The sequence below is a fragment of the Hymenobacter metallicola genome (genome assembly GCF_004745645.1).
In the GTDB taxonomy this organism is placed as follows: domain Bacteria; phylum Bacteroidota; class Bacteroidia; order Cytophagales; family Hymenobacteraceae; genus Hymenobacter; species Hymenobacter metallicola.
Map to the genome: position 1 here is coordinate 783,076 of NZ_SRMB01000002.1, position 25,969 is coordinate 809,044.

The window sequence follows — 25,969 nt, forward strand, 5'->3', positions numbered from 1 at the left end:
CCGCTGATGATCCATAGCATTGCGCAAAAAGAATTCGTCAGCACCCTACGCGACCGGCGCTTTGTGGTGCTGAGCGGGCTGGTGCTGGCCCTGCTGCTGGCCGCTACGCTGGTGGGCCGGGCCTCCTACCGCAGCCTGCAGCAAGAACGGGAGCTGGCCCAGGGCACCGTCAACGAGCAGTTTCGCAACCAGCCGGCCCGGCACCCGCACCGGGTGGCCCACTACGGCTCATTTGCCTTCCGGCCCAAGTCGGGCCTGAGCCTGCTCGACGCGGGCGTAGACACCTACACGGGCAGCGTCGTGTACCTGGAAGCCCACCAGCAAAACAGCGTCAACTTCAGCCAGGCCCAGCAGTCGGGCTCCCTGATTCGGTTTGGGGAGATGACCGTGGCTTTTGTATTGCAGCTGCTGGTGCCCCTGCTCATTATATTTCTGTGTTTCGGCGCCTTCACGCAGGAGCGCGAAACCGGCATGCTGAAGCTGCTGCTCAGCCAGGGCGTCAGCTTGCGCCAGGTGGCCTGGGGCAAAATCCGGGGTCTGAGCCAGGCCGTGGCCCTGGTGGTGGCCCCGGCCCTGGGGCTGGCCGCCGCGCTGCTGTTTACGGGCGAGGAATTTGCCGCCGGCCCCGACCTGCTGCTGCGCCTGCTCTTGTTTGGCCTGAGCTACGCCCTCTATTTCTTTCTGTTCGTGGTGGGGTCCGTGGTGGTATCGGCGCGGCAGGCCAGCTCCCGGGCGGCCCTGGTCACCCTACTCGGCCTCTGGATTCTGGGCTGCATCATCCTGCCCAAAGCCACGGCCAACCTGGGCGCTTCCCTGTATCCGACTACCACGAAAGCGCAAATGGACGCCCAGGTACACGAGCAGGCCCAGCACGGCATCAATGGCCACGACCCGCACGACCAGCGCGCCGCCGCTTTGAAAGCCGCCCTACTTAAACAGTACGGGGTCGACTCCGAGGAAAAGCTGCCCGTCAGCGTGGCCGGCCTGCAAATGGCGGCGGGCGAAGCATACTCGGCCAAGGTGTATCAGCAGCATTTTGCGGCTCTGAATGCCACGTACCAGCGCCAAAACCGCCTTTCCGACTGGGCCGGGCTGCTGAACCCCTACCAAGCCATCCGGCCGCTGTCGATGGGCCTGGCCGGCTCCGACTTTGCCCACTACGTGCACTTTCAGCAGGCCGCCGAAGCCTACCGCTACATGCTGGTGCAGCGCCTCAACCACCTACAAGCCGGCATGGGCTACGGCGACAAGGAGCGGCGGCTGGACGCCCGCACCTGGCGCGAGCTGCCGGTATTTGCCTACCACGCCCCCACGCTGGGCTGGGCCTGGCCCCACTTGCTGCTGCCCCTCGCGGCGCTGCTGCTCTGGGGCGTGGGCCTGAGCTGGCTGGGGCTGCGGCTCATTTCTACCACTTCTGTTACCTGATGTATGCACACATTCCGGATTCTGTTTTCCGCCGAGTGGCACCACTTCCGCGCGGCCAAAGGCTTGGTGCTGCTGTGCGGCCTGCTGCTGGCCACGGGCCTCTACGGTATTTACTACGGCACCACCGAAATTGAGCGGCAGCGCCAGCACCTGGCTACCCTGCCCGAGCTTACCCGCCGCAACATTGCGGAGCTGAAAGAGAAATTCCCCGGTCCGGCTGATGCCGGCGACATCGGCTACTACCACTCAACATTCGCCGTGCACCACCCCGACTCGTGGGCGGCGCTTTCCCTGGGCCTGCGCGACGTGAACCCCACGTACGTGAAGCTGCGCCTGCTGGGCCTGCAAAACCAGCTCTACGCCGCCGACAACACCAACCCAATGAAGACGCTCAGCGGCAACTTCGACCTGGCCTTTGTGCTGGTATACCTGTTTCCGCTCCTTATCATTGCCCTGAGCTTCAACCTGCTTTCCGGGGAGCGGGAGGAAGGCGTTCTGCCGCTGCTGCTGGCTCAGCCGGTTCGCCCCGCGGTGGTGGTCGGGGCCAAACTAGCTTTCCGGCTGGTGCTGGTACTGACCCTGGCCCTGCTGCTCTCGGTGGTGGGCATGCTCTGGGCCGGGGTCCCCCCGGATGGGCGGGTGGCCAGCTGGCTGGTCCTGACGACACTTTACTGCCTGTTCTGGTTGGGCGTGGTGCTGGTCGTCGCGGGCCTGCAGCGCCCTTCAGCTGTGAATGCCGTGAGCTTGCTGGGCGTGTGGCTGCTACTGGTCGTGCTGGTGCCCAGCCTGCTGAATCTGGGCGTCGCCGCGGCCCGGCCCGTGCCGCAGGGTATTGCGCTGACCATTCAGCAGCGCGAAGAAATTCATGCCGGCTGGGACCGGCCCAAGGCCCAGACCATGAGCCGTTTTTTTGCTCTCTACCCCCAGTGGCGCGACACGACCACCATCCGGGAGCGGTTTGCGTGGCGCTGGTACTACGCCTTTCAGCACCTGGGCGACCTGGCCGTGGCCCGGCAGGCGGCTGCGTATGCGCAGGGCCTGCAGCAACGCTACGACCTGGTTGAGAAGCTCAACCTTTTGTCGCCAGCCATCAGCGCCCAAAGCAGCCTCAACGCCCTGGCCGGCACCGACCTGCCCACCCACTTGCAGTTTCAGCGCAGCGCGGAACGGCACCACGACGCGCTGCGGGCGTTTTACTACCCCTTTCTTTTCCGCCGGGTTGCGTTTACCCACGCCGACTATGCTCAGGAACCAACTCATACTTTTATCAGTGCCCCGGAGCTAACTACTGTGCAGCACGGGCTCCTGAAGCTACTGCTGAGCGTGGCCCTGGTGCACCTGCTGGGACTAGGGCTGCTATGCGTGCGCCCTGTCACTCCCCGCTAAAACCAGTCGGGGTGTAGCAGGCTGGCCCGGCGGTAAATATCACCCGTTGGCACCATGGTCCGTAGAGCAGGCTCGGGTAGTCTGCTCTACGAGCTTCCGGCTATACATTATCACATTTCTAAAATTATCGTCCTGCAACCCTGTTTTTTGATTGTTTTTTAAACGAATTGCTTAATTATCTCCCTTATTAGCAAAACAAGGCTTTTTCGATTACGGGCTAAAAAGTGTGTGCAGTAGTTGTAGCCCGCGTGCGACGTAGGCGCCCCCACAACCCGTTGACAGCAGTACAGCCTCGTTTCCGCACTTGTTTTTCTTCGAAAAAGGCTATTATATTTAAATCACACCAGGCCCCGCTGTAGTCATCTGGCGCCTCATATCCGGCCTGCGCAGGGCGCTTCCCGCCCTTTATTCTACTTGCCTTTTCGCCCTTTCGCGTCTTTTGCCCGTGCCAGTGCGTGGCCACTTACCCGCCTAGTTCTAGGTGAGCCAGGCGGGGCTTGCCCTTTCCAACCCAATTCCCACTCTTACCCAATCTCCATGAAAACCCCTACCCGTACCTTGTTGCGGAGCCTGCTTACCGGGCTTTGCGCGCTGCTTCTGACCACGGCCAGCTGGGCCCAAGGCAGCATTCCGTTTACCATTGCCAACAACTCGCCCTTCCCCGACACCGACCTCTACGTGGCCATCGTGGGCATCGACCCGGCCGGCAACCACGTGTGGATCAACGCGGCCAACAGCCAGGTGTTGCCCATGTCCTCGTCGTACAATACCGTAACCGGCCCCACTTACAACGGCAACACCGGCCCGGGCCAGAACTCCAAGTACGCGGCCTGCTTCACGCGGCTGAGCAGCATTCCCAATAAGACCTTCACCCTGCCCTACATTGCCGGCTGCCGGGTGTTCATTTCCCGGGGCCAGCAGCTCTATCTGTACTTCTTTGGCTCGTCGGGGGCGCCCTCGGGCTACGCGGCCCCCAACCACCAGAACCCGAACGACCCGAACAAGGGCATCATGTACGAGTTTATCGAGCTGACCAACAACCAGTTCGGCTTCTTCGGCAATACGACCCGCGTCGACGCCTTCCGCTACCCGATGGGGCTGGAGTTGATTGGCAACGGCTACCAGAAGCGCACGGGTGAGCTGAAGTCAGCCGCCGACATCGTGGCCGCCTACAAAGCTAACGTGCCGGCCGAGTTTCAGGGCACGGTGAACAGCACCACCGGCGAAATCACCTTCCCCTCCAAAACGCCTGCCTTCCAGGACGGTTCGAACGGCACCGTAGCGGGCCCTTACGGCAACTACTTTAAGAGCTACATCGATGCCATCTGGAACAAGTACAAGACTACGGACCTGATTTTCTACGCCGGCAACGCGGGCGTGTTCAAGGGCCGCGTCGACGCCAACGACCGGCTGGTTGTGGTGGGCCAATCAGGGGCCTTTGCGGGCCGTACGGGCATTATTAACGGCCGCCCCACCACCCAGATGGCGTTTGAAGGCAAGGGCCTGCTCGACAACCGCGTGAGCGACGGCGACTGTGACTTGGTAGTACAAGCCCAGATGACGGCCGCCATCAACCGCCACGTGGTAGACGTGACCACCGCCGCCCCCGGCCAGCAGAACTGGTACGATGCCTCGAAGTACTACCAGGCCGCGCCAGCCAACTACTACGCCCGCTTCTGGCACCTGCCCGGCATTAGCGTGGATAACCTCTCGTACGGCTTTGCCTACGACGACGTGAACGACCAGTCGGCCACCCTGCACACGCCCCAGCCAACCCGGGTTATTGCTACTTTCGGCGGCTACGCCGGCAGCACGCCGCCCCCAGTGGCGGGCGTGAGCACCATGTACAAGGACTGCAACTATACCGGCACGGCCGTTAACCTGCCCGTGGGCGACTATACCCTGGCCGCCCTGCAAAGCCGCGGCATTCTCAACGACGACATTTCCTCGCTCAAGGTAAATGCCGGCTACGAGGTGGTGCTCTACGAAAACGACAACTTCGGCGGCAGCGCCCTGACAGTGGGCAGCGCCGGTAATGGCTGCCTGGTAAACAACCCGCTGGGCACCGGCAACTGGAACGACAAGGCTACTTCGCTGCGGGTACGAGCCGCCAGCACGTCTACCTTCAGCGTGACGCTACAGGCCGAGGCGGCCAGCGTCAACAACGGCATGACGGTGGAAACTTGCACCGACGCGGGCGGCGGCCAGAACATGGGCTACGTGGACGCGGGCGACTACCTGGTCTGGAATGGCATCAACTTCCCCACCTCGGGCAGCTACACCATCGAGTACCGCGTGGCCAGCGGGGGCAGCGGGGGCACTATCTCTTCGGACCTGAACGCCGGCGCCATTCAACTGGGCAACTCGGCTATTCCTGGCACGGGCGGCTGGCAGAACTGGACCACGGTGTCGCGCACGGTGACCATCAACGCGGGTACTTACAACTTCGGCATCTACGCCCAAACCGGCGGCTGGAACATCAACTGGGTCCGCATCAGCAAGGCCGCCGCGGCCCGCACGGCCGGCACCACGCTGGCTACCAACTCTGGGCTCAGCCAACCCGAAGCCCTGGAGCTGTACCCCAACCCCGTAGCCGACCACCTGCAGCTGCGCGCAGCCGTGGAGCTTACGGGCAGCCAGTACCAGATTCGGGACGTCAGCGGCCGGGTGCTGCAACGGGGCATTCTCGACCAGGGCCCGGTGAACGTGGCGGCGCTGCCCGCGGGCATCTACACGCTGTCGGTAGTTACCAAAGACCAGCAGCAGGTACTGCGCCGCTTCGTAAAGTAGGAGCACTCAGTAGCACACGCACCAGAAAGGCGGTCCTCGCGGGCCGCCTTTTTTGGTGGGCGAGCCCCGACCATGTTGCCGGCTAAGACCCGAAGGGCGGTTCGGGCGGGAAGCGCGGCCTCAACCTTTTCCACCACCGGCCAGTATTCAAGCAGAGTCAGGCCCTTCCAGTGGCCTGCTCTCCCACTTCTCTTCGCACTCCCATGAAAAACTACCGTTTTCTCCTGCCTTTCTGCCTGCTGCTTCTCACCTTCTCGCTCAGCAGCTGCGACTTAGTTGGCGACATCTTCAAAGCCGGCGCCTGGACGGCCCTCATTGGGGTGTTTTTGGTAGTGCTGCTGCTGTGGTTCTTAGTGCGTAAAATCCGCCGCTAAGCCTGCCCAATAGTCATGCACGAAAAAAGGGCGCCTTGTAGGCGCCCTTTTTGGCTTACAACCCTCGCTCCTACTTCTGGTGCCTGTAGCTGGCAGGGGCGTTCTACAGAGGCACGAGCAGATAAAAGCAAAAAGCCTGGCTGTTTCCAGTCAGGCTTTTGCTAGGAAAGTAGCGGCTTAGCTTTCGGCCTTCTTGCTGGGCATGGTGCCAATGATATGGTCCCAGAGGGTAGACGAAACGCCAAAGGCAATTTCGTCCTGCCGGTAGTGGTGCTGGGCATGGTGAGTCCACCATACTTTCAGGAAGTTCTTCGGCGGCGCGTAGGCATGAATGGCGTAATGCACAAACAGGTACAGGGCGTAGCCAAAGGTGAAGCCGGCTAGAATACCGAAGGCGTAGCTGCCAAACGTGAAGCGGAAGATGAAGAACAGCAGCGAGGCCACAAACACCGTAATGATGGGCGGCATGGCCAGGCGGGTTTTGTCTTTGGGATACTCGTGGTGGACGCCGTGCAGGGTGTATTGGAACTTGGCCTTGCGGGGCGTAGTGGCCGGAATGTGGTAGAGGTAGCGGTGCATGGCATACTCCACGTAAGTGAACATAAACCAGCCGAGCAAAAACAGGCCAAAAGCCGAAAGCCCGCTGATAAAGCCGTGGGTCAGGCCGTAGTAGAGGCTTACCACCGCCGTAATCAGGAAGATGGATACGGGCAGCGCAATGTGCGTGTGGGTAAGGCGCTCCAGCACGGGGTTTTTGAACAGCTGAGCCGAGCCCTTGTGCTTGGGCTTGATCTGGTCAGGCGTTTTCACCGGGGAAGGAGCTAGTTCGGGGGCTGATGTAGAGGAAGCGGAATTCATAAGCAATGATCAGCTATTAGAAAAAGCAAAAGTACACAGAGCCGCACAAACACTGCGCCGAATACGCAGCCGGGCTCAAGTTAGCCGCTCACCCGATACTGGTGCAACAGCTGCTGCACAGCCGCAACCGTGCAGGCGCTGCCACTACAGCGTAGCGGCGCGCGGCTATAAAACTGTTCCCGGGCGGCTAAGGTTTCGCGCAAGCGAGTTTCCAGGGCCTGCGGGCTGTCCACCTGGGCCAGGAGCGGCCGGCTACCCGCCGCCCGTTGCACCCGCTGCAGCAGCTCCTCGATGGGCACCTCCAGGTAGAGCGGGTAGCCGGTTTGGAGCAACAAGTCCATATTGGCGTGAAAGCAAGGTGTGCCCCCGCCCGTCGCCAGCACCACCCCGGGCAGTTCGGCCACCACCTCGCGCAGCACAGCGGCTTCGCGCTGCCGGAAATACGCCTCTCCCTCGGCCGCAAAAATATCGGCGATGCTGCGTTGCTCGCGCGCGACAATTTCTTCGTCCAGGTCACGGAAGGGCAGTTCGTAGGCGGCGGCCAGCGCCCGGCCCAGCGTCGTTTTGCCCGCCCCCGGCATACCAATCAAATAAAGCCGCATTGTGGTCAGGGTGCTAATGAGAAGAAGGTACTGTCAGGCAAGGACTTCGCGGTAAAAGGGCGGAGCGGCCTTCACAGAAGGCGGATGGCTTCGTGCCTCGCCATGGCACGTTGCTCAGCAGGACGCTACCTGAGCTTTACCCTGGGGTCAAGCACGGTGTAGAGCACGTCGACCACGATATTGACGACCACAAACAGGAAGGCAATGAAGATAGTGGCGCCCATTACCACCGGAAAATCCAGGTTTTCGACGGCGCGCAGCGTAACGGTGCCCAGCCCTTTCCAGTTGAAGATATACTCGATAAAGAAAGCTCCCGCCATGAGGGACGCCAACCAGCCCGACACGGCCGTAATAACCGGGTTCAGGGCGTTTTTCAGGGCGTGGCCGACCACTACGCGGTAGCCCGATAAGCCCTTGGCCCTCGCCGTGCGGATGTAGTCCTGGCTGAGCACGTCGAGCATGGAGCTGCGGGTGAGTTGGGTAATAACGGCCAGGGGCCGGATGCCCAGGGCAAAGGCGGGCAGCAGCAGGTTGCGCAGCACCAGGTGGCGGCCCGTGAACGGGTCGGTTTCGTAGAGCTGCCCGGTCAGGTTCAGGCCGGTCCAGTGGCTCCAGTAGAAGCCAAAGGTCATGGCAATCAGAATACCGGCCACAAACGAAGGCACCGAAATGCCCAGCACGGAGGTCGTAATCAGGGCCCGGTCGAGCCAGGAATGCGGCTTGAGGGCCGCCACTACGCCGAAGCCAATACCGAGCACGGCCGCCAGCAGCATGGCCGCCAGGGCTAGCCAGAGCGTACCGGTAAAATGGTCGAGCAGGATGCTGAGCACATCCTTGTTGCTCTGAAAGGACCGGCGCAGATAGGGCACTTTCACAACTAATGACTTTTCGCCCAGGGGCAGCACGGCCACGCCGCCGTACTTGGCCACGGCCGCCGAGTCGCGCGGGTGCAGGCCCAGCGGCGACACGTCGTTCAGGTACCCGACCAGCTGCACGGGCACGGGCTGGTCGAGGCCCAGGTCGGCGGCAATGGCGGCGCGGGTGGCCACGTCCGAGCGTTGGCCGGCCAGCAAGGCCACCGGGTCGCCGGGCAGCACCGTAAACAGGAAGAAGACGGTCAGGGCCACACCAGCCAGCACCAACACTCCTTGCAACAGCCGCCGCAGCACGAAAGAAATCATAGATTAATTGGTAGTTGTTGGTTGTCAATCGTTAGCATGTGCTGGTGTCTCGTCTACCCCTAACCACTGACAACCAACAACAACCAACTACAGAAGCTCTTCCAGGGTAGCCCGGGTCGGAATATCGTGGTAGTGGAACTTGCCCTTCACCACCCCGTCCTTGAGCAGCATAAAACCCGGATTCGACCGAATCATGGACTTGAGGACGGTGGCGTCGGCGTAGTAGAAGGGGGCCGACAGATTGACCTCGTGGCGGAAGGCGTCGAATTCGGCCGGGCTGCTGCTGGTAATTACCAGGTGGGAAATCTTCTTCTGTGAGGAGTCGGCCGACTGCAACAGCTTGTTGATCATCAGGAAACGGTCCCGGTCGGCCTTGTCGGTGTTCTGAATGATGAGCACCAGCTTGTTGCCTTTCAGCAGCTCCTGGGTGTAGTCGCCCTGGTCGTTCCACACCTTGAAGTCGGTGATTTTTGGGCCGGCCTCGGGGTTCAGGGCCACCATCTGCTTGTATTTCCAGGTGGTATCGGTGGGGTACTCGGTGAACTCCTGAGTGGCCCCGTTCTTTTCCATGATGTACTTGTAGCGTAAGGGCTCCGAGGCCTTCATCAGCTTGCCGATGTCGTTGCCGACTTTATAGGGCAAGAAGTCGAAGTAAGGCAGATGGCCCAGGGCCCGCACCCCAATCCCGATGGCCACGGCCGAGGCCAGGGTCATGTACATAATGCCGAGCATGCCGCGGGCAAATACCCGGCGCAGGTAGCGCTGGTTGAAGAACACCACGGCCCAGAGCACCAGCAGGAACACATCCTTGCTAAACGAGGTCCAGGGCGTGAGCTTGATAAAGTCGCCGAAGCAGCCGCAGTCGGTTACCTTGTTAAAGGCGGCCGAGTAGAACGTGAGGAAGGTAAAGAACACGAGCAGGGTCAGCAGCACCCACAGGGTTTGGCGCAGGTGCCAGCGCAGCAGCAGGGCCGCGCCCAGAATCACTTCCAGGGAGCTGAGCACGATGGACAGCGTGCGGGAGCTGTCCTTGAACCAGAGAAAAAAGCCGGCCATGCTGGGCACGGACGCGGCAAACACTTCAAAATATTCTTCCAGCTTGTAGGCCGTGCCGATGGGGTCGTTGAGCTTCACCAGGCCGGAGAAGATAAACAGCACGCCCAGCAGCAGCCAGCAGATACGGGTAAGGAGTCTCATGGGGACTTATGGTCTTGGGAGCTTAGGGTCTTGGATAGGACAACGGGCCCGGCTAGGGCCGTCGTGTCATACGAGCAATTAACCTAGCAGTCTTCTAATAGGTTACTCTCATTGCAAAGTTGTCAGGTATGGCGGCTACTACCAAGCGCCCTAATCACTACGCTTTGGCTTCCGCAAACCCCGATTTAATCAGCGCAAACACGGCGTAATTGAGCATGTCGCGGTAGTTGGCGTCCACGCCTTCCGAGACGCGGGTAAGCCCGGCCAGGTCCTCAATCTGCTTGGTGCGGTGCAGCTTCATCAGGATAATGTCGGTAATGCTTTCCACCCGCATTTGCCGCCAGGCCTCGCCGTAGTCGTGGTTTTTGGCGAACAGCAGCCGGCGATTTTCCGCCACCTGCTCGTCGTAGGCCGCTTCCACGTCGGCGGGTTGCAGGTCCAGGGGCGCGTCGGCGGGCAGGCGCAGCTGCATCAGGGCAATGATGCAGTAATTGATGATGGCTACAAACTCCTCCTCCACGCCGTCGGCCACCAGCTGCACGCCCTTCTCCTGAATGGAGCGGATGCGCTGGGCCTTGATATAAATCTGATCCGTGACCGAAGGCAGGCGCATAATGCGCCACGCGGTGCCATAGTCGTGGGTCTTGGCCAGGAACAGGCTCCGGCATTGACCAATCACCTGGTCGTACTCGTGCTGGGTTTGGTTACTCAAAATTTTCAGCCTACTTTTAAGAATCCCGGTTTTTAGCCTCTCCGCTCATGTCTGCCCAGGCCGCGAAAGATACGTGTTTTTCTCCGAGGCAAACGCTGCGTTGCCCCGGTGGCCGCGTCCTGAATCTGGCCTCGCCCCAGGTAATGGGCATTCTGAATCTGACTCCGGATTCCTTCTTTGCCCAGAGCCGCGTGGCCGGCCACACCGACCTGCTGCACCGCGCCGAAGCCATGCTGCAGGCCGGGGCCGGCATCCTCGACGTGGGCGGCTACTCTTCCCGGCCCGGGGCCGAGCATATCGGTGAGGACGAGGAAAAACAGCGGGTGCTGCCGGCCCTGGAAGCCCTGCGCCGCGCGTTTCCCGACGCCTTTCTCTCCGTCGATACGTTCCGCAGCAGCGTGGCTTGCGCGGCCGTAGCCGCCGGGGCCGACATCATCAACGACATCAGCGGGGGCGAACTGGACGAAGCCATGTTTGCCACCGCCGGCCGCCTGCAGGTGCCCTACGTGCTGATGCACATGCGCGGCACGCCCCAAACCATGCAGCAGCTCACCGACTACCCCGACGGCCTCGTGCTGGAGCTGGTGCGCTACTTCCGCGACAAAGTAGCCCAGCTCCGCGCCTTGGGCGTAGCCGATATTATTCTGGACCCGGGCTTCGGCTTTGCCAAAACGGCCGCCCAGAACCACGAGCTGCTCGGTCGTATACGAGAATTGCAACTTTTGGGTTTGCCCATCCTGGCGGGATTGTCGCGTAAAGCCATGGTTTACAAGCCTCTGGGACTTACACCCGAAGCCGCCCTGAGCGGAACAGTAGCGGTAAATACTATTGCCTTGCTCAACGGAGCCCGGCTGTTGCGCGTACACGATGTAGCCGAAGCGGTGCAGACCGTTCGGCTCGTTTCCAACACCCTGCTACCTTCCTCCCCGTGATTGGCTCCTTCAGCATCGGCTTCCTGCGCATTGGCTGGATAGACGTCGTGGACGTGCTGCTGGTTACGGTGTTGTTCTATCAGCTCTACAAGCTGCTGACGGGAAGTGTGGCGCTGAAGATTTTTCTGGGCCTGATGTCTATCTACTTGCTCTATCTCGTGGTCAAAGCCGCCGGTATGGAGCTGTTGACCAGCATCCTGGGGCAGTTTATGAGTGTGGGCGTGCTGGCCAGCATCATCCTGTTTCAGCAGGAAATCCGCCGCTTTCTGCTCACCATCGGCAAGGCCACGGCCTTCGACCGGATGCGGGTGTTTCCCTGGCGCCGCGAAGTGCCGTCCGAGCGCATGAGCATCACACCCTTCGTGGAGGCGGCCAAGAGCCTGGCTGGTAAGAATACCGGGGCCCTGATTGCCTTTACCATGGTCTCAGACCTGAAATTCTACGCCGACTCCGGCGACCTGATTGATGCCGCCGTGAGCAAGCGCCTGCTCATGTCCATCTTCAACAAAACTAGCCCTTTGCACGACGGGGCCGTCATTATCAACAACAACCGCATCAAGGCGGCCCGTTGCATTTTGCCCGTGAGCGAAAACCCCGATGTGCCGGCCTCCATGGGCCTGCGCCACCGCGCCGCCATCGGCCTGACGGAGGTGACCGACAGCGTGGTGCTAGTGGTGAGTGAGGAAACCGGGCAGATTTCCCTGGTGCGGGGCGGGGAAGTATTCCGCAACCTGTCGTCGTCGGATTTGCGGGCCCGGCTAAACGAGTTCCTGTTTGATGCGGCGCCCAAGCCGGCCAATGCTTCCGCTTCGGCCACGGAAGTAGCCGCGTAAGCATTGGCTAGCCAGGCAGTTTAGCCGGCCTGGTCAACGATTTAGGCCAGGGTTACGTTTTTCAGCCTATGACTCAAGACCTGACCACTCCCACCGGACGCGTTTATCTTACTATTGAAAGTGATACGGAAAACCGTTGGATTTTGGTGAACTGGATGGGCTACCTGACGGCCGACAGCATTAAGGCCGGGGCCCAGGCTTACACGGCAGCCCTGGCCCAATCCGGGTTTTCGTGCGTGCTAAACGACACCCGCTCGGTGCGCGGGCCCTGGGACCATTCGATGGACTGGGTCATCAATGAGTGGGCCCCCAGCGCGGCGGGGGCCGGACTGCGCTTTTTTGCGATGGTAACCACACCCGAAACCCTGGCCCAAGAGTCGGCTTCAACCTTCTACAGCCAGCTTACTGCTTTCCAGGCCCAGGTTTTTGACAACCGCCAAGCCGCTCAGCAGTGGCTACGCTCGGTGTGCGCCTAAAAGTGAAGAGAATTTAGTCTGTTTCTTCTCGAACCAAGCAGCAGGCGCCTTTCTAGTGCTAGGTAGGTAGGCGCCCCGACGGGTCGGTTGCTTCTCACCCTTTCGACCAACAAGAGGTGGGTAGCCTTAGATTTTTTTATAAGAATAATTAAAGTAAATATTGGAATAAGTTCGTATTTTCACTTCAAGCTCCGCCTTACCACGGTTCGACCCCGTGTAATGGCCCTATGGTAACCGCAGCGTTGCCACCTTCCCGGGACAGGCGCACACCCCTCTCCTACTTATGCTGCCCGATTTGAACGCCTGCAAGCTATATGCGGCGGGCACGGGCATGGCATGTTGCTCTGGATTTGTGGCCCTTTCTGACCAGTCTTACCTTCAACCGTTATGGCACCGTTGGCCAAGCCCGGCATGGGGTACCCCGGGCATATTGTAAAAGTAGGGGAGAACAATGCTGGCCTCGTGCGGCGCATCCAACAGCAATTGAACCGACTCGGGTGCGGGCCGGTACAAGCAGACGGCCAATTTGGCCCCGAAACCCGCGACGCGGTCCGGGGCTTGCAGGCCCGCTTTACTGATCAGGATGGAATTCCGCTTAAGATAGACGGTGAGCTTGGGCCACTGACGTGGACGGCGCTTTTTGGCCAGCAGAGCATTACCCGGGAAACTACCCCCGACCCTGCTCGCCCACTGTTGGCCCGCGTGCTGCAGATAGCTATGGGCGAGCTAGGCGTGTGCGAGCACCCGCCCTTCAGCAACCGGGGTCCGCGGGTCAACCGCTACATTGAGCGTACCGGGCTCCAACCCGGTGTATTCTGGTGTATGTGCTTTGTTTACTGGTGCTTCGACGAGGCGGCGGCCCAGCTTGGCGTTGCCAATCCCTGCATTCGCACGGGCGGCTGTCTCGACCATTGGCAGCGCGCAAAGGGGCGGGTAAGTCGTATCACGGCTGCTATGGCCCGCCAGGACCCGGCCGTGGTAAGGCCCGGTCAGATATTTATTATCCGCACCGCCCGGCCCGGCACTGCTAACGCCGGCCACACCGGCATTGTGCTTGAAGTCAACGGAGGCAAACTGGTAACTATCGAAGGCAATACCAACGCCGGCGGCTCCGACAATGGCGGCGGCGTTTATCGGCAAACTCAGCGCAAGGTCAACGGTATCAACGTTGGCTTTATTGACTACGCGCAATAGCAGAGCCCCCGCTCTATCCACTTTGGAATTTCCGGTCACTATTTATATCCCAACCGCTATGCCTGCCCCCCAACCTGAGCTGCTGCAACCCGAACAATTCACCCGGCACCCCCAAGTGCTGGAGGCCCTGGAAAAACTCCACGACTATATAGCCCTGAAAACCCTGGAAACGGGTGGGTGGCGCGTTTCGGACATTGGGGGTGGCCCTGCCTACACCCCCGACCCGCAGCGGCCCGAGCGCAGCTATGCACTGCAGTACGTGGACTTGGTAATGGAAGGAGGCGGGATGCTCGGCATAGCCCTGGTTGGGTACGTGTATGCCCTGGAACAGGTCGGAATTCGGTTTTTGCGCCTGGGTGGTACTTCTGCCGGCTCCATCAATGCCCTGCTGATGGCCGTGGCAGCCCCCCGGCAGGAGCCCAGCACAACCTGGATTATTGAGCAGCTGGCTAATCAGAACTTTTACGACTTCGTGGATGGAGACGACGATGCCCGCGACTTTACGGCCGACCTGCTGAAGCCTACCCAAACGGGGCGCGGTATATGGGGTTGGCTGAACCGTACGGCCAGCAAAGCCGGCCTTATCAGCGACGGGCTGCAGATTGTGGACAATATCCGCGACGATTTTGGTCTCCACCGGGGAGAGGTGTTCAAGGCCTGGCTGGCCCGCTTGCTCAACCAGCGGGGTGTCAACACCATTGAACGACTGGTGACGCTCCGTGCGCAGGTGCCGGCGACGGGCCTGCACCGTACGCACACGGCCGATAACGCGCCGGCGCAAACCCCCTACACTCCTGAGGACTTGTGCCGTGTGGCTATTGTGGCCGCTGACATTACCACGCAAACCAAAGTGGTGTTTCCGGAAATGGCCCCACTCTACTGGGGCGACTGGCGGCACGTGCACCCGGCAGAGCTGGTGCGGGCATCCATGTCGATTCCCCTGTTTTTTCAGCCCTACCAGATCCGGCACATGCCGGGCTACAACCTGCCGCCGGTCCAGGCCAAGTCCTACACCGACGCCTGGGCAGCCCTGGGCTACACGGGCCCCATTCCGGAATCCGTCATGTTTATGGACGGTGGTATCATGTCGAACTTCCCTATCGACTTGTTTCACGACAACACCCAGGTGCCGGCTGCTCCAACCTTTGGCATCAAGCTGGGCATCGACCGGGGCATGGCACGCGCTACCCGCAACCTGCCCGGTGTGCTAGCTGCCATGTTTGATGCGGCCCGCACCCAGTACGACTTCGACTTTATTCATCGTAACTCCGACTACCGCCACCTGGTGCACTGCCTGAACGTGGACGGCTTCAACTGGCTGGATTTCAATATGCCGAACCGCGACAAGGTCAACCTCTTCCTGGTAGGCGTGCGGGGCGCGGTTGAGTTCCTGACAAAATTTGACTGGGAAGCCTACAAAAAGCTGCGCAAGGCGAAAGTGGATGTGGTGCAGCAGTCCCGGGCTATGGACGACAGCAAGACGCGCCTGCCCGAGCCCCGGCCGACGGACTTAACCTGGCCCTGCGTGATGCCAACCTACATGAAGCCTGCCATAGCGGCCCAGCAACTCCCCGCCGTCGGCCACGCGGTGTAGTCATGAAATTCCTGTCTTCCTTATCGGGTGCCCTTCAGCATCACATCGGCACCCTTATTCTGAGCTTGGTGCTGGCGGCCAGCGTGGCCTACTATGCCCTGGTTTATCTGCCGCAGCGCCGCCACGAGCTGGAGCAGCGCTACTTTCGGGTGTTAGCCCGCGTAGGACATAATATTCAGGATCGGGTTCGGGTGCACCAGCGCATCAGTGAGCAAGTAGCCAGTGTCTTCAGCATCCGCAACTTTCCCAAGGACACCCTGTTCGATATCAAGCGGGACATCGACCAAATCCAGCGCGACCCGGCGCGGGCTCTGACTTCGGTTGCTACGGTAGACGCAATTCAGGATGCCTGGTTTCGGCTGCTGCCCTTCTGCGCTGACCTGCGCTTCGACCGAGTCCAGCAGTTTGATGCGACCCGGCCCACATTTGCCTACCGTCCGGAAGATCAAAATCTGGTTTTTCAGCACCGGCTCTGGAAGCCTCTTACCCTGGATCAGGCAAAAGCCAACCGCTTTCTGGCGGCCGATTCCTCGGCCTGGTCGCTTTTCACCATTATTTCGGCCAGCCGGTTTGTACAGCCCTTTGTGCGTCAGGAAGCTTTCCAGAATTTCTACGTGGCCGACGCCAACGGGCAGTTGATTTACGCGAACCATGCGCACGGGCCCACTGGTCTGACCAGATTCCTGGAAAGCAAGCAGGACACCACGCACTGGCAGGTGCAGGAGTTGGAAATCAACGGGCAGCCCAGCATCTTGTTTATGCTGCCCCTGCGGCTGCGGGCCGATAAGACTCAGGTGTGGTACCTGGCGGGAACCGTGTCGCAGCAAGAGTTTCGCACCGAGCAGCACAACCTGCCGCGCGGGTTACAGGAGTTGCTGTTTGGAGGCCTGCTGCTGGGGTTGCTGAGCCTGCCTTTTCTAAAAGTGAGCTTGCTTAATGAGCACGAGCGGCTGAACTACGGCGACGTGGTGCAGTGCGGAGTTAGTTTGCTGCTGGGCAGTGGCCTGCTTACGCTCACCCTGGTAGCCGAGCTTACCCGCCGCTACCCGGAAACCGATGAGCTGGACAAACAGCTGCAGCAGCTGGGTGCGCAGGTCCAAAACAAGTTATACCAGGAGCTGAGCGAGCTAAATACTACCTTAGCCTACTATCGACGGGAGTATAGTATGGGGGCCACCGACAGCCTCTTCGCCAAGAACACCGAGGAAGCCACGATGCTGGTTAACCGGCTTCCACCGCATGATCTACTCGCCAGCCCCAGTACCCTGCCCCGGCCGCTGGTAAAGGAAGACATGATCATTCGGGTAGATCAGAAGGGCAACATCATCCGCTACCTGCGAGACCCGCAACTCACCAAGCCGCTGCTGTACGGCAATACGCTCAAGGACCGAAAATACTTCCGCATGGCCCGGCGGCGCCAATGGATGCACCTGCCCCGCCCCTATAACTCTACCCTTCCTTTCACACTCGATGGTATTATTTCTTACCGGCAGGCCGTCAAGACGGCTGCCTTGGTGCAACCCGCCGCTGATAGTACCACCTGCACCCTGCTGACCCAGCATCTGCGCACATTCCAGGCGCCCATCCTGCCGCCCGACTACGCCTTTTGCCTGATTGATGAGCAGGGAGAAATCCTGTTTCATTCGGACGCGCAGCTGGGCCTGAGTGAGAACCTGCTGGAGGACTGCGACTCGCCCAAGCTGCTGGCCGCGTTGCTGGCTCATGAGCCGGCCACGCTCTCGGTACGCTACCAGGGGCACGACCATCGCCTCTACGTGCGCCCCTTGTCGTCGCTGGGTCTTACGCTGGTCACGCTGGCTGATCTGCGGGTGTCGCGCGCCCAGCATTCGCAGGCCTACGCCCTGGGGGCCGCCCTGCTCACGGGCATGTGGCTGGTGTGGCTCCTGGGCGGCCTAATTTTGCGCGCCATCCGTCCCTCGCGCCAGGTAGAAGTGCTGCCCCGCTACCGGTTTCATGCCCTGTGGCCCCGGCGCAAGCGCGCCCCTCTCTATACGGGCCTGGCCCTGCTGCTGGGGGTAGTGCTGGTCGTAGTGCTGCTGATTCTGCCCAACCTGTTGCTGAGCGTGCGGCTGCTGCTGGTGCTGGTATTGCCCCTGGCCTTGTATCCCGTTACGCGGGTACTGCTCACGCGCCCGGCACCGGAAAACGACCCCGACTCGGAGGAACACCTGAACCGCAGTCCGGTGCGGCAGGTGGCCGTGGTGTGCAGCGTGCTCGTGCTCGTGAATGGGGTTATCTACGTTGCCCAAGGGCCGGAAAGCCTCGAGCTGTGGAACAATCCGTGGCGCTGGGCACTGCTGGTACAGGGGCTGGTCGGCGTCGGCTATGTTGCCTTGGCAGGCCTACGGCGGCTTGTGCGCCACGTCCGACCGCTGGCTCCCCTTCCCAAACCCCAGCCCGCCGCCGCCGCGTCCTGGCAGCAGCGTGGCGTGGCGCGGCTGCACCCGGTACTCAAGGTTGTTGTGCAGGTCTTATATAGCCGCTACCGCCTGGTATATGCCTTTCTGCTGCTCGGCTGGCTGGGAGTGGCGGGTATCGTTCCGGCCCTGGTGTGCTACCAAACCAGCTACCAGCTGGTGCGTCTGCTGCACGTACGCGGCGCCCACCTGCACCTGATGGCCCAGCTCAACAATGCCACCAACGCAGCGGCTGGTATCGACCGGGCCGCCCGGCCTTCCTATAAAATAGGCTGTGTTAACACCTACCTGGATTTTTTCTTTGGTACCCACATCCGGCCAGCTACCCCTGCGCCGCCGCTCCAGCCCGAAGACTTTGTGCGCCGCTTTTACCCCAGCGCCGTCGGGCGGCTGGAAACTCTGCTGGAACCTGATTACATCGTGCCCCGCCTAAACCAGCCCAAGCTGAACAAAGCCAATAGCTGGTCCTGGCAGCCGGTCGAGCAGTTTATGAATGTTCACAGTCGGATTATTCCGGCCGATGGCTACGACGAATACCTGCTGTCCCGCTTGCCGGAGCCCCTGTTCAGCGCCGACTGGTGGCATGGCTCCCACTACGCCTGGGCCGCTGCCCTGCTCACGCTGGCTGCCCTTACCCTGGTGGTGTGGCTGCTGTATCACCTGATCCGGCAGGTCTTTGCGCCACCGCTGCTGAACCAGCCTCCCCACCATGCCCTGCAGGGCTGGCCCCTGGGCACCGACCCGCAGTACTATGTCTTCAATCCGGCCGGGGCGGCCCGTGCCGGGGTGCTCAGCTATCTAGGACTTTCGGGCCCTTATCCCTGCTTTGACTGCCGGACGTTGGACAGCAGCACCAAGTGGCCGCAGGCCCTGCAGCCCCTGCACCTGCCACAGGAAGCCAAGGGCACCCGTTTGCTCAAAACCGCCCACCACGTCTTGCAGCGCCTGCACCTGGAACCGGAAAAACCCGCGCCCCATCCCCGGATAGTACTGGTCGACCATTTTGAATTTCAGACCGAGCAGCCCGCTATTACCGCCCAGAAAACGGCCTTGCTCCGCTGGCTCAACCACTACTCCGACCTGCGAATAGTGGTCATCTCAAGGGTGCACCCACGGGCTTTTGTCGACTGCGGCCACCCGCTTGAAAAAGACTGCCACGACAACGACCACCACGCCCTGCGGCGGGCCGGCAACGAACTGCTGGATGAGTTAAGTCAGTTCCGGATTCAGCACCTTCCGCTACAGCACGTTCCGCAGCCAGCCGGTGCGGCGGCCCCGAACCTGGCTAAGCTGCCCGAGCATTTCTTGACCCGGGAGTGCCACAACCTGGACTTTATTCACCGCATCGAGCCAAGCATTAAAGCGAACCTGCAGCATCTGGAGCAAATCGGCTACTGCATCGAGCGGGATATCGTCACGCTGACCATCAAGCGCATGGGCATGCTGTATTTTCGCAGCCTGTGGCGCAAGCTCTCGGCCCACGAGCAATTCCTGCTGTTTGATCTGGCCCAGGATGGCATCATCAACACCAACAACTGGCCGGTGCTCGACTCGCTGGTGCGCAAGGGCTACCTCATCATCGGCAACGACGACCGGCTGCGCATCATGAGCGAAGGGTTTCGGGCCTATATTCTCTCCACCGTACCCCGGCAGCAGGCCCTGACCTTTGAAGCCAAAGAGCGGCGGCAAGGCTTGTGGGCTAAGCTTAGCCTGCCCCTGCTGTTGCTGCTGGCATCGGCGGCCGTGTTCCTGGCCGCTACCCAGGGCGAAACCCTGAGCGTGGCCCAGCAGTACCTGGCCCTGCTCACGGGGTTGGTGGCCTTGCTGCTCCGGCTGTTTTCCGGGGTGGCTTCCGGCCCGGCGGCCTCGTCGCAGGAGACTACGCTGGATGCACCGACCAATCATCACTAGCACTAGCACCGGCACACCGTATCCTTAAAAGCTACCCCTTGAGCAGCACACCAGATAAAAAAGGGCCGGTTACCGCCCAGGTAACCGGCCCTTTAAGAACCGTTATTTGATACTTTCGGGCGGCTCCCTTTACGGCGTGTTCGTCACCACTTGGCCGGCTTCGGGCCGGGCGGCCGAGCGGTCCTTGAGCGTGCCCAGCTCCTGACCAACTTCGATGAAGGCCTGAATGGCTTTGTCGAGGTGGGCGCGGGTGTGGGCGGCCGAGAGCTGCACCCGGATGCGGGCCTGACCCTTGGGCACCACCGGGAAGTAGAAGCCTACCACGTAAATGCCCTTGTCGAGCATCTTGGCAGCAAACTCCTGGGCCAAGCGGGCATCGTAGAGCATGACGGGCACGATGGGATGCTCCCCGGGCTTGATATCGAAGCCGGCTTCCGTCATTTTCTTGCGGAAGTACTTGGTGTTTTCTTCGAGCTGGTCGCGGAGCTTGGTGCTTTCCGTCAGCAGCTCCAGCACCCGCAGCGAGGCGCCCACGATGGCCGGAGCCAGGGTATTGCTGAACAAGTACGGCCGGCTGCGCTGACGCAGCATCTCAATGATTTCCTTACGGCCCGAGGTGAAGCCACCCATGGCCCCGCCTAGGGCTTTGCCCAGCGTGCCGGTGATGATGTCGACGCGGCCCAGCACGTCGCGGTACTCGTGGGTGCCGCGGCCGGTTTTGCCCAAAAATCCCATGGAGTGGCACTCGTCAATCATGACCAGGGCCTGATACTTGTCGGCCAGGTCGCAGATTTTGTCAAGCTGGGCAATGGTGCCGTCCATGCTGAACGAGCCGTCGGTGACGATGATGCGGTGGCGGGTGCCTTTGGCGGTGGCGTCCTGGAGTTGCTTTTCCAGGTCGGCCATGTCGTTGTGGTTGTAGCGGTAGCGCTGGGCCTTGCACAGGCGCACCCCGTCGATGATGCTGGCGTGGTTCAGCGCGTCGGAGATAATAGCGTCCTGCTCGTTGAACAGGGGCTCGAACACCCCGCCGTTGGCGTCGAAGGCGGCGGCGTAGAGGATGGTGTCCTCGGTGCCCAGAAACTCGGCCAGCTTGGCTTCCAGCTCTTTGTGAATGTCCTGAGTACCGCAGATAAAGCGTACCGACGACATGCCGTAGCCGTGGGTGTCAATGGCTTCCTTTGCGGCTTTAATCACCTCAGGGTGAGAGGAAAGGCCCAGGTAGTTGTTAGCGCAGAAGTTGAGCACCTCGCCCGCTTCGTCGGTCCGGATTTCGGCGCCCTGGGCGGAGGTAATAACCCGCTCCTTCTTGAAGAGGCCATTGTCTTTGATTTCCTGGAGCTGCTGCTGCAGATCGGGCTGGAGGGTGGTATACATATGGTGAGGTTGGAATGTAGGGTAGTGGTGAGTGGGATACGGCAAAAGTACGGACTTCGGAGGTTTGGACTTTTGTCTGTCGTTTCCCGGCTGTCATTCTACGCAAAGCGAAAGTCCTGACCACCGTAGAACGACAATTGGTAGCATAGTTTGTTCAGGCGGGAGAAGGTCCTGCGCATGCCCAGGATGACAGCTAGGATAAAGGACTTGGCGGATACTACCGCTACAGCCTTCGGGCCAGAAACTGCTGCACCCCGGCCCGGCCGCTGTCCATGAGCTGCTGCTTTTGCTCCGTGCTCATCCGCTTGATCTTGGGGTTGAAGCCCGCTGTGCTGATGCTCACTGTGCGGGGCCAGTCGGCGGGGCGGGCCGGGTTCAGGTTTTCCAGGGCCACGTTGTACAAAGCTCCCACGTAGCTACCGAAGCTGTTGATACGGTAGGGGGCCAGCTGCTGCCGGCCGCTGGCCAGCGTGTCGTAGGCAATCTGCTCGGGCCGGTCGAGGCGCAAACCCAGGGTTTCGGGGTTTACGACGGGCTGCTTGGCCGCGGCCAGGGAAGCCGGCAGGTAGCGGGGCTGGTCAAACAAGTCGATGGGGTAGTTGGCCAGCAGGCCCCCGTCGACCAGCACTTCCACGGCCTGATTCTTAGCCGGCTTGTGCACCACGTGGCCCTGGGCATCGAGGAGCACGGCCCGGAAATACAGCGGAATACTCATCGAAATGCGCACCGCGTCGGCCACGCGCAGGTCGGGGTGGGTTTCGTAGCTGAACACCTGCACTTGCTGGCGGGTCAGGTTGGTGCCGGTCGTATACAGGTCGCGGCCCTTGTGCTGAACCGCCAGCTGGTGCAACTGCCCCAGGGTAAGGTCGGCCGAGCCGGTTTTGCGGGCCACCAGCTCGCCCATGAAACGGGTAAACTGGTCGCCGCGGTACCAGCCGTACTGCTTGAGCAGGCGGGTGCTGCCCCCGAAGAACATCAGCCGACCGTCGTTGAGGCGCTGCACCGGCATGTCGTTGACAATCGTAATAATTTCGGCGGGCGAGTAGCCCACCGCCAGCAAGGCCGCCTGAATGGCCCCGGCCGAAGTACCGCCCACGCGCCGGATACCGGCCAGCACGCCCTGCTTGTCCAGCTCGGCCAGGGCGCCGCCGTAGGCAATGCCCCGAATTCCGCCGCCTTCCATCACCAGGTTGCAGTAGCTACGAGTCGAACTGGGCTGGGCGAAACCGGCCGGGGCCAGGAGAAAGGCCCCGATTACGAGGAATACATGGCGCATCATACTATGTCAGGAAAGAAAAAGGAAGAGAAGAAGCCGGCAGTGGTACAGAGGCGGAGCCCGGTTGGGCGCCGATGGTTGCCAAGAGGGCAAAATCATGTACCGGTCAGCAAGAAATTAGCCGCTAGCCACTTACCCGGTTAATCCCGGCCCAGGCGACTTACGTACCAGCTCAACCCTGCCAACGGCAGTGGAGTAAGCGCGCCGTGCGGTATCTTTGTAGCCCCCATCCCACCCTCTTCCCCTAAGTCAACATGCAATCTACTCCCAGCGACACTATCCTCATCATCGGCGCCGGCGGCCAGCTCGGGCTGGAACTCACCCACGAGCTGCGGCAGCGCTACGGGGCTTCCAACGTAGTGGCGGCCGATGTGCGGGCCCCCAAGGATGCTGCCACGCAGGAAAGCGGGCCGTTTGAGCTGCTCGATGTGCTGGATAAAAACCGCCTGGAAGAAGTGATGCGCCAGTACAAGCCTACGCAGGTGTATCACCTGGCCGCACTGCTGTCGGCCACGGCCGAGAAGAACCCCACGTTTGGCTGGCAGCTGAACATGGACGGCCTGTTTCACGTGCTCGACGCCTCCGTCGACCTGGGCGTGCAGCGCGTGTACTGGCCTAGCAGCATTGCCGTGTTCGGGCCCGATACGCCCCGCGAGAATACGCCCCAGCTCACCGTGATGAACCCCAACACGGTGTACGGCATCAGCAAGCTGGCCGGGGAGCAGTGGTGCGAGTGGTACTTCAAGAAGCACGGCCTGGATGTGCGCAGCCTGCGCTACCCCGGCCTGATCGGCTACAAGAGCCTGCCCGGCGGCGGCACCACCGACTACGCCGTCGACATCTACCACAAGGCCGTGGCCGGCCAGGGCTACGAGTGCTTCCTTGCCGAGGACACCTACCTGCCCATGATGTACATGCCCGACGCGCTGAAGGCGACGCTGGATTTGATGCACGCCCCGGCCGAACAAATCCAGATTCGCAGCTCCTACAACCTGGGCGCCATGAGCTTCAGCCCCCGGGAAATTACGGCCAGCATCCAGCGCCACGTGCCCGATTTCCAGGTCACTTACCAGCCCGACTCCCGCCAGCAGATTGCCGATTCCTGGCCCGCCAGCATCGACGACAGCCGCGCCCGCCAGGACTGGGGCTGGCAGCCCGACTTTGACCTGGATAAGATGACCGACGACATGCTGCTGCATCTGAAGCAGCAGCTGCAGCCGGCGTAACTATTCCAGAGGATGTTGTTGCGCATAGGAGGATTTTTCCAAGGACTAGCCCAACTGGCCGTTTTGGCTATTTTTATTGGAGTGGTTTCCTGGATTGCCCGCACTATGATTCGGCGCAACGGCGGCCAGCTGGTTCCCAATCCATTACACCCGGGCTGGGGAAAACTGCACGACCAGTACGAGAGCGTACACAACGTGCTGCGAATGAAAGATGTTGACGGGCGAATCGGCGCTTTGCGCGGATTTCAACTTGGGTTCGACACCGATGACGTCGTTATCCGCAACCCCGTTGGCTTCTCGTCTCTGGTCCGCATTCCGTACCGGGAAATTTGGATACTACAGGCTCCGAAAAAAATTTCAGGTGACGCGCTTCAGTGAGCCAGAGTATAGCCCCGGCCGATTCCAGGCCGCCGGCGTCGAAATAATTTTACCGGCCCACTGGGCCCAGCAGCTTCAGCAGCGTATCGAAGCCGCCTTGGCATAGCGGCACTGCCTACCCCATTAATGGTTGGCACCAAACGTACAAAAGCCCTTTACCACGCGAGTAGTAAAGGGCTTTTTACGTGTAATAGACCTTATCAATCAGCTCAGTAAGATCCTTCGCAAGCAGGCGCCGGATGAAGGATGCCCGCCGTCTTACCCTACCTTCTGCTTGCCCTGGGCATCGGACTTGCGCTTGGGCAGCTTCGGGATGTTGGCGTGGCGGGGCACGTTAAACAGCCAGGACGTGAGGAGGGGCACCACGAAAAAGCCTACGGTCAACAGGGTCAGGCCCACGTCGGCGGCGTGGCTGCCCAGAAAAACGCTAAACGGATGCGTAGGCAGGTAGTGCTCAAACAAGGACAGCATCAGCTTCAGGCCCAGCACCCCGATAACCAGAAAGGCCGCCGTTTCCAGAAACGGATATTTCGCCATCAGCAGCACGAAGGCCTGCGCCACGAGACGCATGGCCAGAATACCGATAAATACGCCCAGACAAATCAGAATCAGGTTGTCGGTAAAGGCCACTACGGCAAAGACGTTGTCGATGCTGAAGGCCAGGTCCATGAGCTCAATCAGGGCTACGGTAGCCCAGAACTTGCCGAATAAGCCCAGGGTGCGCTTGTAGAGCCAGCTTTTGTCCTTGTCGATTTCCTCGCCGTCGTCATCCGAGGACGAGCGTTTGGGCTTGAATTGGTTGTAGGCCAAATACACCAGGTACAGGCCGCCCAGGGGCTTGAGAAACCAAAACTCGATGAGAAAAGAGGCGAACAGGATGCACAGGCCCCGAAAGACGTAGGCCCCGATGATGCCGTAGCGCAAGGCTTTCTGCCGCTGCTCCTTGGGCAAATCACCGACCATGGTAGCCAGCACCGCCGCATTATCCACCGACAGCAGACTTTCAATAATGACCAGGTTGCCCACGATGGCCAGCGCCGCCAGTGGATTATCGAGAATTTGCTGAAGGTGTGGATTCATATGAAACAGCTAAAATGCAACCGGCCTTCCTGATACGGCCCCGACGCAGCGCGTGGTTATCAGGATAAGGCATAACTACCTGCCAAAGTTGCGCAAGGTAAATGTTTCGGGCAGTCGGCCCACCCTAGCGGTACTCCAACAGCGCAACTGCCGAACCCAGCCCCCCTCGAGCAACCACTTTCAAGCGGGCCGCCACATTCACCGGATTGGAAAGCCCCGGTAGTATTATAGCTTTCCGGCAGATGGATAACACAACCTTAGGAGGCTGGCTGGTGAAAGCAGTGGTCTTTGGCCTGCAGCTAGGGCTGGTGTACGTTGTGGTGCAGGCCATCCGGGCCGGCGGTGGATTAAAGCTGGTGCATCCGTTTCAGCCCGGCTGGGGCGAGCTGCACCACCGCTACGCCAGTGCGCAAAGCCACCAGCCCATGACGCTGGCTTCCGCCCAAATCGGTTTCTGGACGTACAAAAACACCATCGAAATAGGTTTCGCTGCCGATGCGCTGGTGCTGCGCAAAACCCTGTTCTCCAGTGCCCAGATCCGGATTCCGTATGCCCACATCACTGTAGTAACGCCCCCGGCCACGTCTTCGCTGCTGGGCTTCTCGTTTCGCACCGACGGCATATTCCGCGTGGACGGGGCTGACATAAGCTTGCCCTCGGAACTAGCGGATCAGCTGCTTCGCCACCTGGCAGCTGCCGAAGCGCCACTCCACCCGCCCGCTTCTTGAG

At 60.8% G+C, this 25,969-nt stretch carries 21 protein-coding genes; 13 read left to right on the top strand and 8 right to left on the bottom strand.

Translation table 11 applies throughout. The features are described 5' to 3' along the window. The first annotated feature begins 6 nt into the window (after positions 1–6). The 4 genes from E5K02_RS14065 to E5K02_RS25565 all read left to right on the top strand — a co-directional run bounded on the left by E5K02_RS14065 (position 7) and on the right by E5K02_RS25565 (position 5,975). Positions 7–1,425, top strand: coding sequence for an ABC transporter permease (locus tag E5K02_RS14065; RefSeq protein WP_135395528.1), 1,419 nt, complete (start codon positions 7–9; stop codon positions 1,423–1,425). 3 nt (positions 1,426–1,428) lie between these two features. After that, positions 1,429–2,811 carry an ABC transporter permease gene (locus E5K02_RS14070; protein ID WP_135395530.1) on the top strand — a complete coding sequence of 461 codons (1,383 nt, stop codon included), beginning with the start codon at positions 1,429–1,431 and terminating at the stop codon, positions 2,809–2,811. A 537-nt stretch (positions 2,812–3,348) separates the two neighbouring features. Further along, positions 3,349–5,601, top strand: a complete 2,253-nt coding sequence (locus E5K02_RS14075) for a beta-1,3-glucanase family protein (RefSeq protein WP_135395532.1) — start codon at positions 3,349–3,351, stop codon at positions 5,599–5,601. A gap of 203 nt (positions 5,602–5,804) precedes the next feature. Next, positions 5,805–5,975 (top strand): hypothetical protein, encoded by a 171-nt coding sequence (locus tag E5K02_RS25565; RefSeq protein WP_167856402.1) that lies wholly within the window; start codon positions 5,805–5,807, stop codon positions 5,973–5,975. A gap of 177 nt (positions 5,976–6,152) precedes the next feature. Here E5K02_RS25565 and E5K02_RS14080 read toward each other — a convergent pair whose 3' ends face one another. The 5 genes from E5K02_RS14080 to E5K02_RS14100 form a co-directional block, all read right to left on the bottom strand. Next, positions 6,153–6,833 (bottom strand): sterol desaturase family protein, encoded by a 681-nt coding sequence (locus E5K02_RS14080; RefSeq protein WP_135395534.1) that lies wholly within the window; start codon positions 6,831–6,833, stop codon positions 6,153–6,155. A gap of 80 nt (positions 6,834–6,913) precedes the next feature. Beyond that, a complete protein-coding gene (locus E5K02_RS14085; RefSeq protein WP_135395536.1) occupies positions 6,914–7,435 on the bottom strand; it encodes a shikimate kinase in 522 nt (173 codons plus the stop codon). A gap of 125 nt (positions 7,436–7,560) precedes the next feature. Beyond that, complete coding sequence (locus E5K02_RS14090; RefSeq protein ID WP_135395538.1) at positions 7,561–8,616, bottom strand: ABC transporter permease; 1,056 nt, start codon at positions 8,614–8,616, stop codon at positions 7,561–7,563. A gap of 87 nt (positions 8,617–8,703) precedes the next feature. Continuing rightward, a complete protein-coding gene (locus E5K02_RS14095) occupies positions 8,704–9,813 on the bottom strand; it encodes a BT_3928 family protein (RefSeq protein ID WP_135395541.1) in 1,110 nt (369 codons plus the stop codon). A gap of 157 nt (positions 9,814–9,970) precedes the next feature. Then, positions 9,971–10,525, bottom strand: a complete 555-nt coding sequence (locus E5K02_RS14100) for a DUF1599 domain-containing protein (RefSeq protein ID WP_135395543.1) — start codon at positions 10,523–10,525, stop codon at positions 9,971–9,973. 47 nt (positions 10,526–10,572) lie between these two features. Here E5K02_RS14100 and folP point away from each other — a divergent pair, with 47 nt between their 5' ends. From folP to E5K02_RS14130, 6 genes are all read left to right on the top strand, one after another. Next, positions 10,573–11,457 (top strand): dihydropteroate synthase, encoded by an 885-nt coding sequence (folP, locus tag E5K02_RS14105; RefSeq protein WP_135395544.1) that lies wholly within the window; start codon positions 10,573–10,575, stop codon positions 11,455–11,457. Continuing rightward, complete coding sequence (gene cdaA, locus E5K02_RS14110) at positions 11,454–12,290, top strand: diadenylate cyclase CdaA (protein WP_135395546.1); 837 nt, start codon at positions 11,454–11,456, stop codon at positions 12,288–12,290. Before folP ends, cdaA begins: the two co-directional genes overlap by 4 nt. A 68-nt stretch (positions 12,291–12,358) precedes the next feature. Further along, the gene (locus E5K02_RS14115; RefSeq protein ID WP_135395548.1) at positions 12,359–12,766 is read left to right on the top strand and encodes an STAS/SEC14 domain-containing protein; all 408 of its coding nucleotides are present in this window, start codon (positions 12,359–12,361) and stop codon (positions 12,764–12,766) included. 387 nt (positions 12,767–13,153) lie between these two features. Continuing rightward, positions 13,154–13,960 carry a peptidoglycan-binding protein gene (locus E5K02_RS14120; RefSeq protein WP_206025961.1) on the top strand — a complete coding sequence of 269 codons (807 nt, stop codon included), beginning with the start codon at positions 13,154–13,156 and terminating at the stop codon, positions 13,958–13,960. Positions 13,961–14,018: 58 nt separating this feature from the next. Continuing rightward, positions 14,019–15,554, top strand: coding sequence for a patatin-like phospholipase family protein (locus E5K02_RS14125; protein ID WP_167856403.1), 1,536 nt, complete (start codon positions 14,019–14,021; stop codon positions 15,552–15,554). A gap of 2 nt (positions 15,555–15,556) precedes the next feature. Next, on the top strand, positions 15,557–19,903 hold the full coding sequence (locus tag E5K02_RS14130; protein ID WP_135395552.1) for a PDC sensor domain-containing protein: 4,347 nt from the start codon (positions 15,557–15,559) through the stop codon (positions 19,901–19,903). A 129-nt stretch (positions 19,904–20,032) separates the two neighbouring features. On the opposite strand, the gene kbl is transcribed toward E5K02_RS14130, so the two are convergent. Beyond that, positions 20,033–21,280 carry a glycine C-acetyltransferase gene (gene kbl / locus E5K02_RS14135; RefSeq protein ID WP_135395554.1) on the bottom strand — a complete coding sequence of 416 codons (1,248 nt, stop codon included), beginning with the start codon at positions 21,278–21,280 and terminating at the stop codon, positions 20,033–20,035. A 223-nt stretch (positions 21,281–21,503) separates the two neighbouring features. Further along, positions 21,504–22,559: a patatin-like phospholipase family protein gene (locus E5K02_RS14140; protein WP_135395556.1), complete on the bottom strand. Its 1,056-nt coding sequence runs from the start codon at positions 22,557–22,559 to the stop codon at positions 21,504–21,506. A gap of 251 nt (positions 22,560–22,810) precedes the next feature. Here E5K02_RS14140 and E5K02_RS14145 point away from each other — a divergent pair, with 251 nt between their 5' ends. Both E5K02_RS14145 and E5K02_RS14150 read left to right on the top strand, forming a co-directional pair. Beyond that, on the top strand, positions 22,811–23,782 hold the full coding sequence (locus tag E5K02_RS14145) for an NAD-dependent epimerase/dehydratase family protein (RefSeq protein ID WP_135395558.1): 972 nt from the start codon (positions 22,811–22,813) through the stop codon (positions 23,780–23,782). A gap of 12 nt (positions 23,783–23,794) precedes the next feature. Beyond that, positions 23,795–24,160, top strand: a complete 366-nt coding sequence (locus tag E5K02_RS14150; RefSeq protein ID WP_135395560.1) for a hypothetical protein — start codon at positions 23,795–23,797, stop codon at positions 24,158–24,160. A 258-nt stretch (positions 24,161–24,418) separates the two neighbouring features. On the opposite strand, the gene E5K02_RS14155 is transcribed toward E5K02_RS14150, so the two are convergent. Beyond that, positions 24,419–25,240, bottom strand: a complete 822-nt coding sequence (locus tag E5K02_RS14155; protein ID WP_135395562.1) for a TerC family protein — start codon at positions 25,238–25,240, stop codon at positions 24,419–24,421. A 242-nt stretch (positions 25,241–25,482) separates the two neighbouring features. Here E5K02_RS14155 and E5K02_RS14160 point away from each other — a divergent pair, with 242 nt between their 5' ends. Then, positions 25,483–25,968 (top strand): hypothetical protein, encoded by a 486-nt coding sequence (locus E5K02_RS14160; RefSeq protein ID WP_135395564.1) that lies wholly within the window; start codon positions 25,483–25,485, stop codon positions 25,966–25,968. Position 25,969 lies beyond the last annotated feature (1 nt).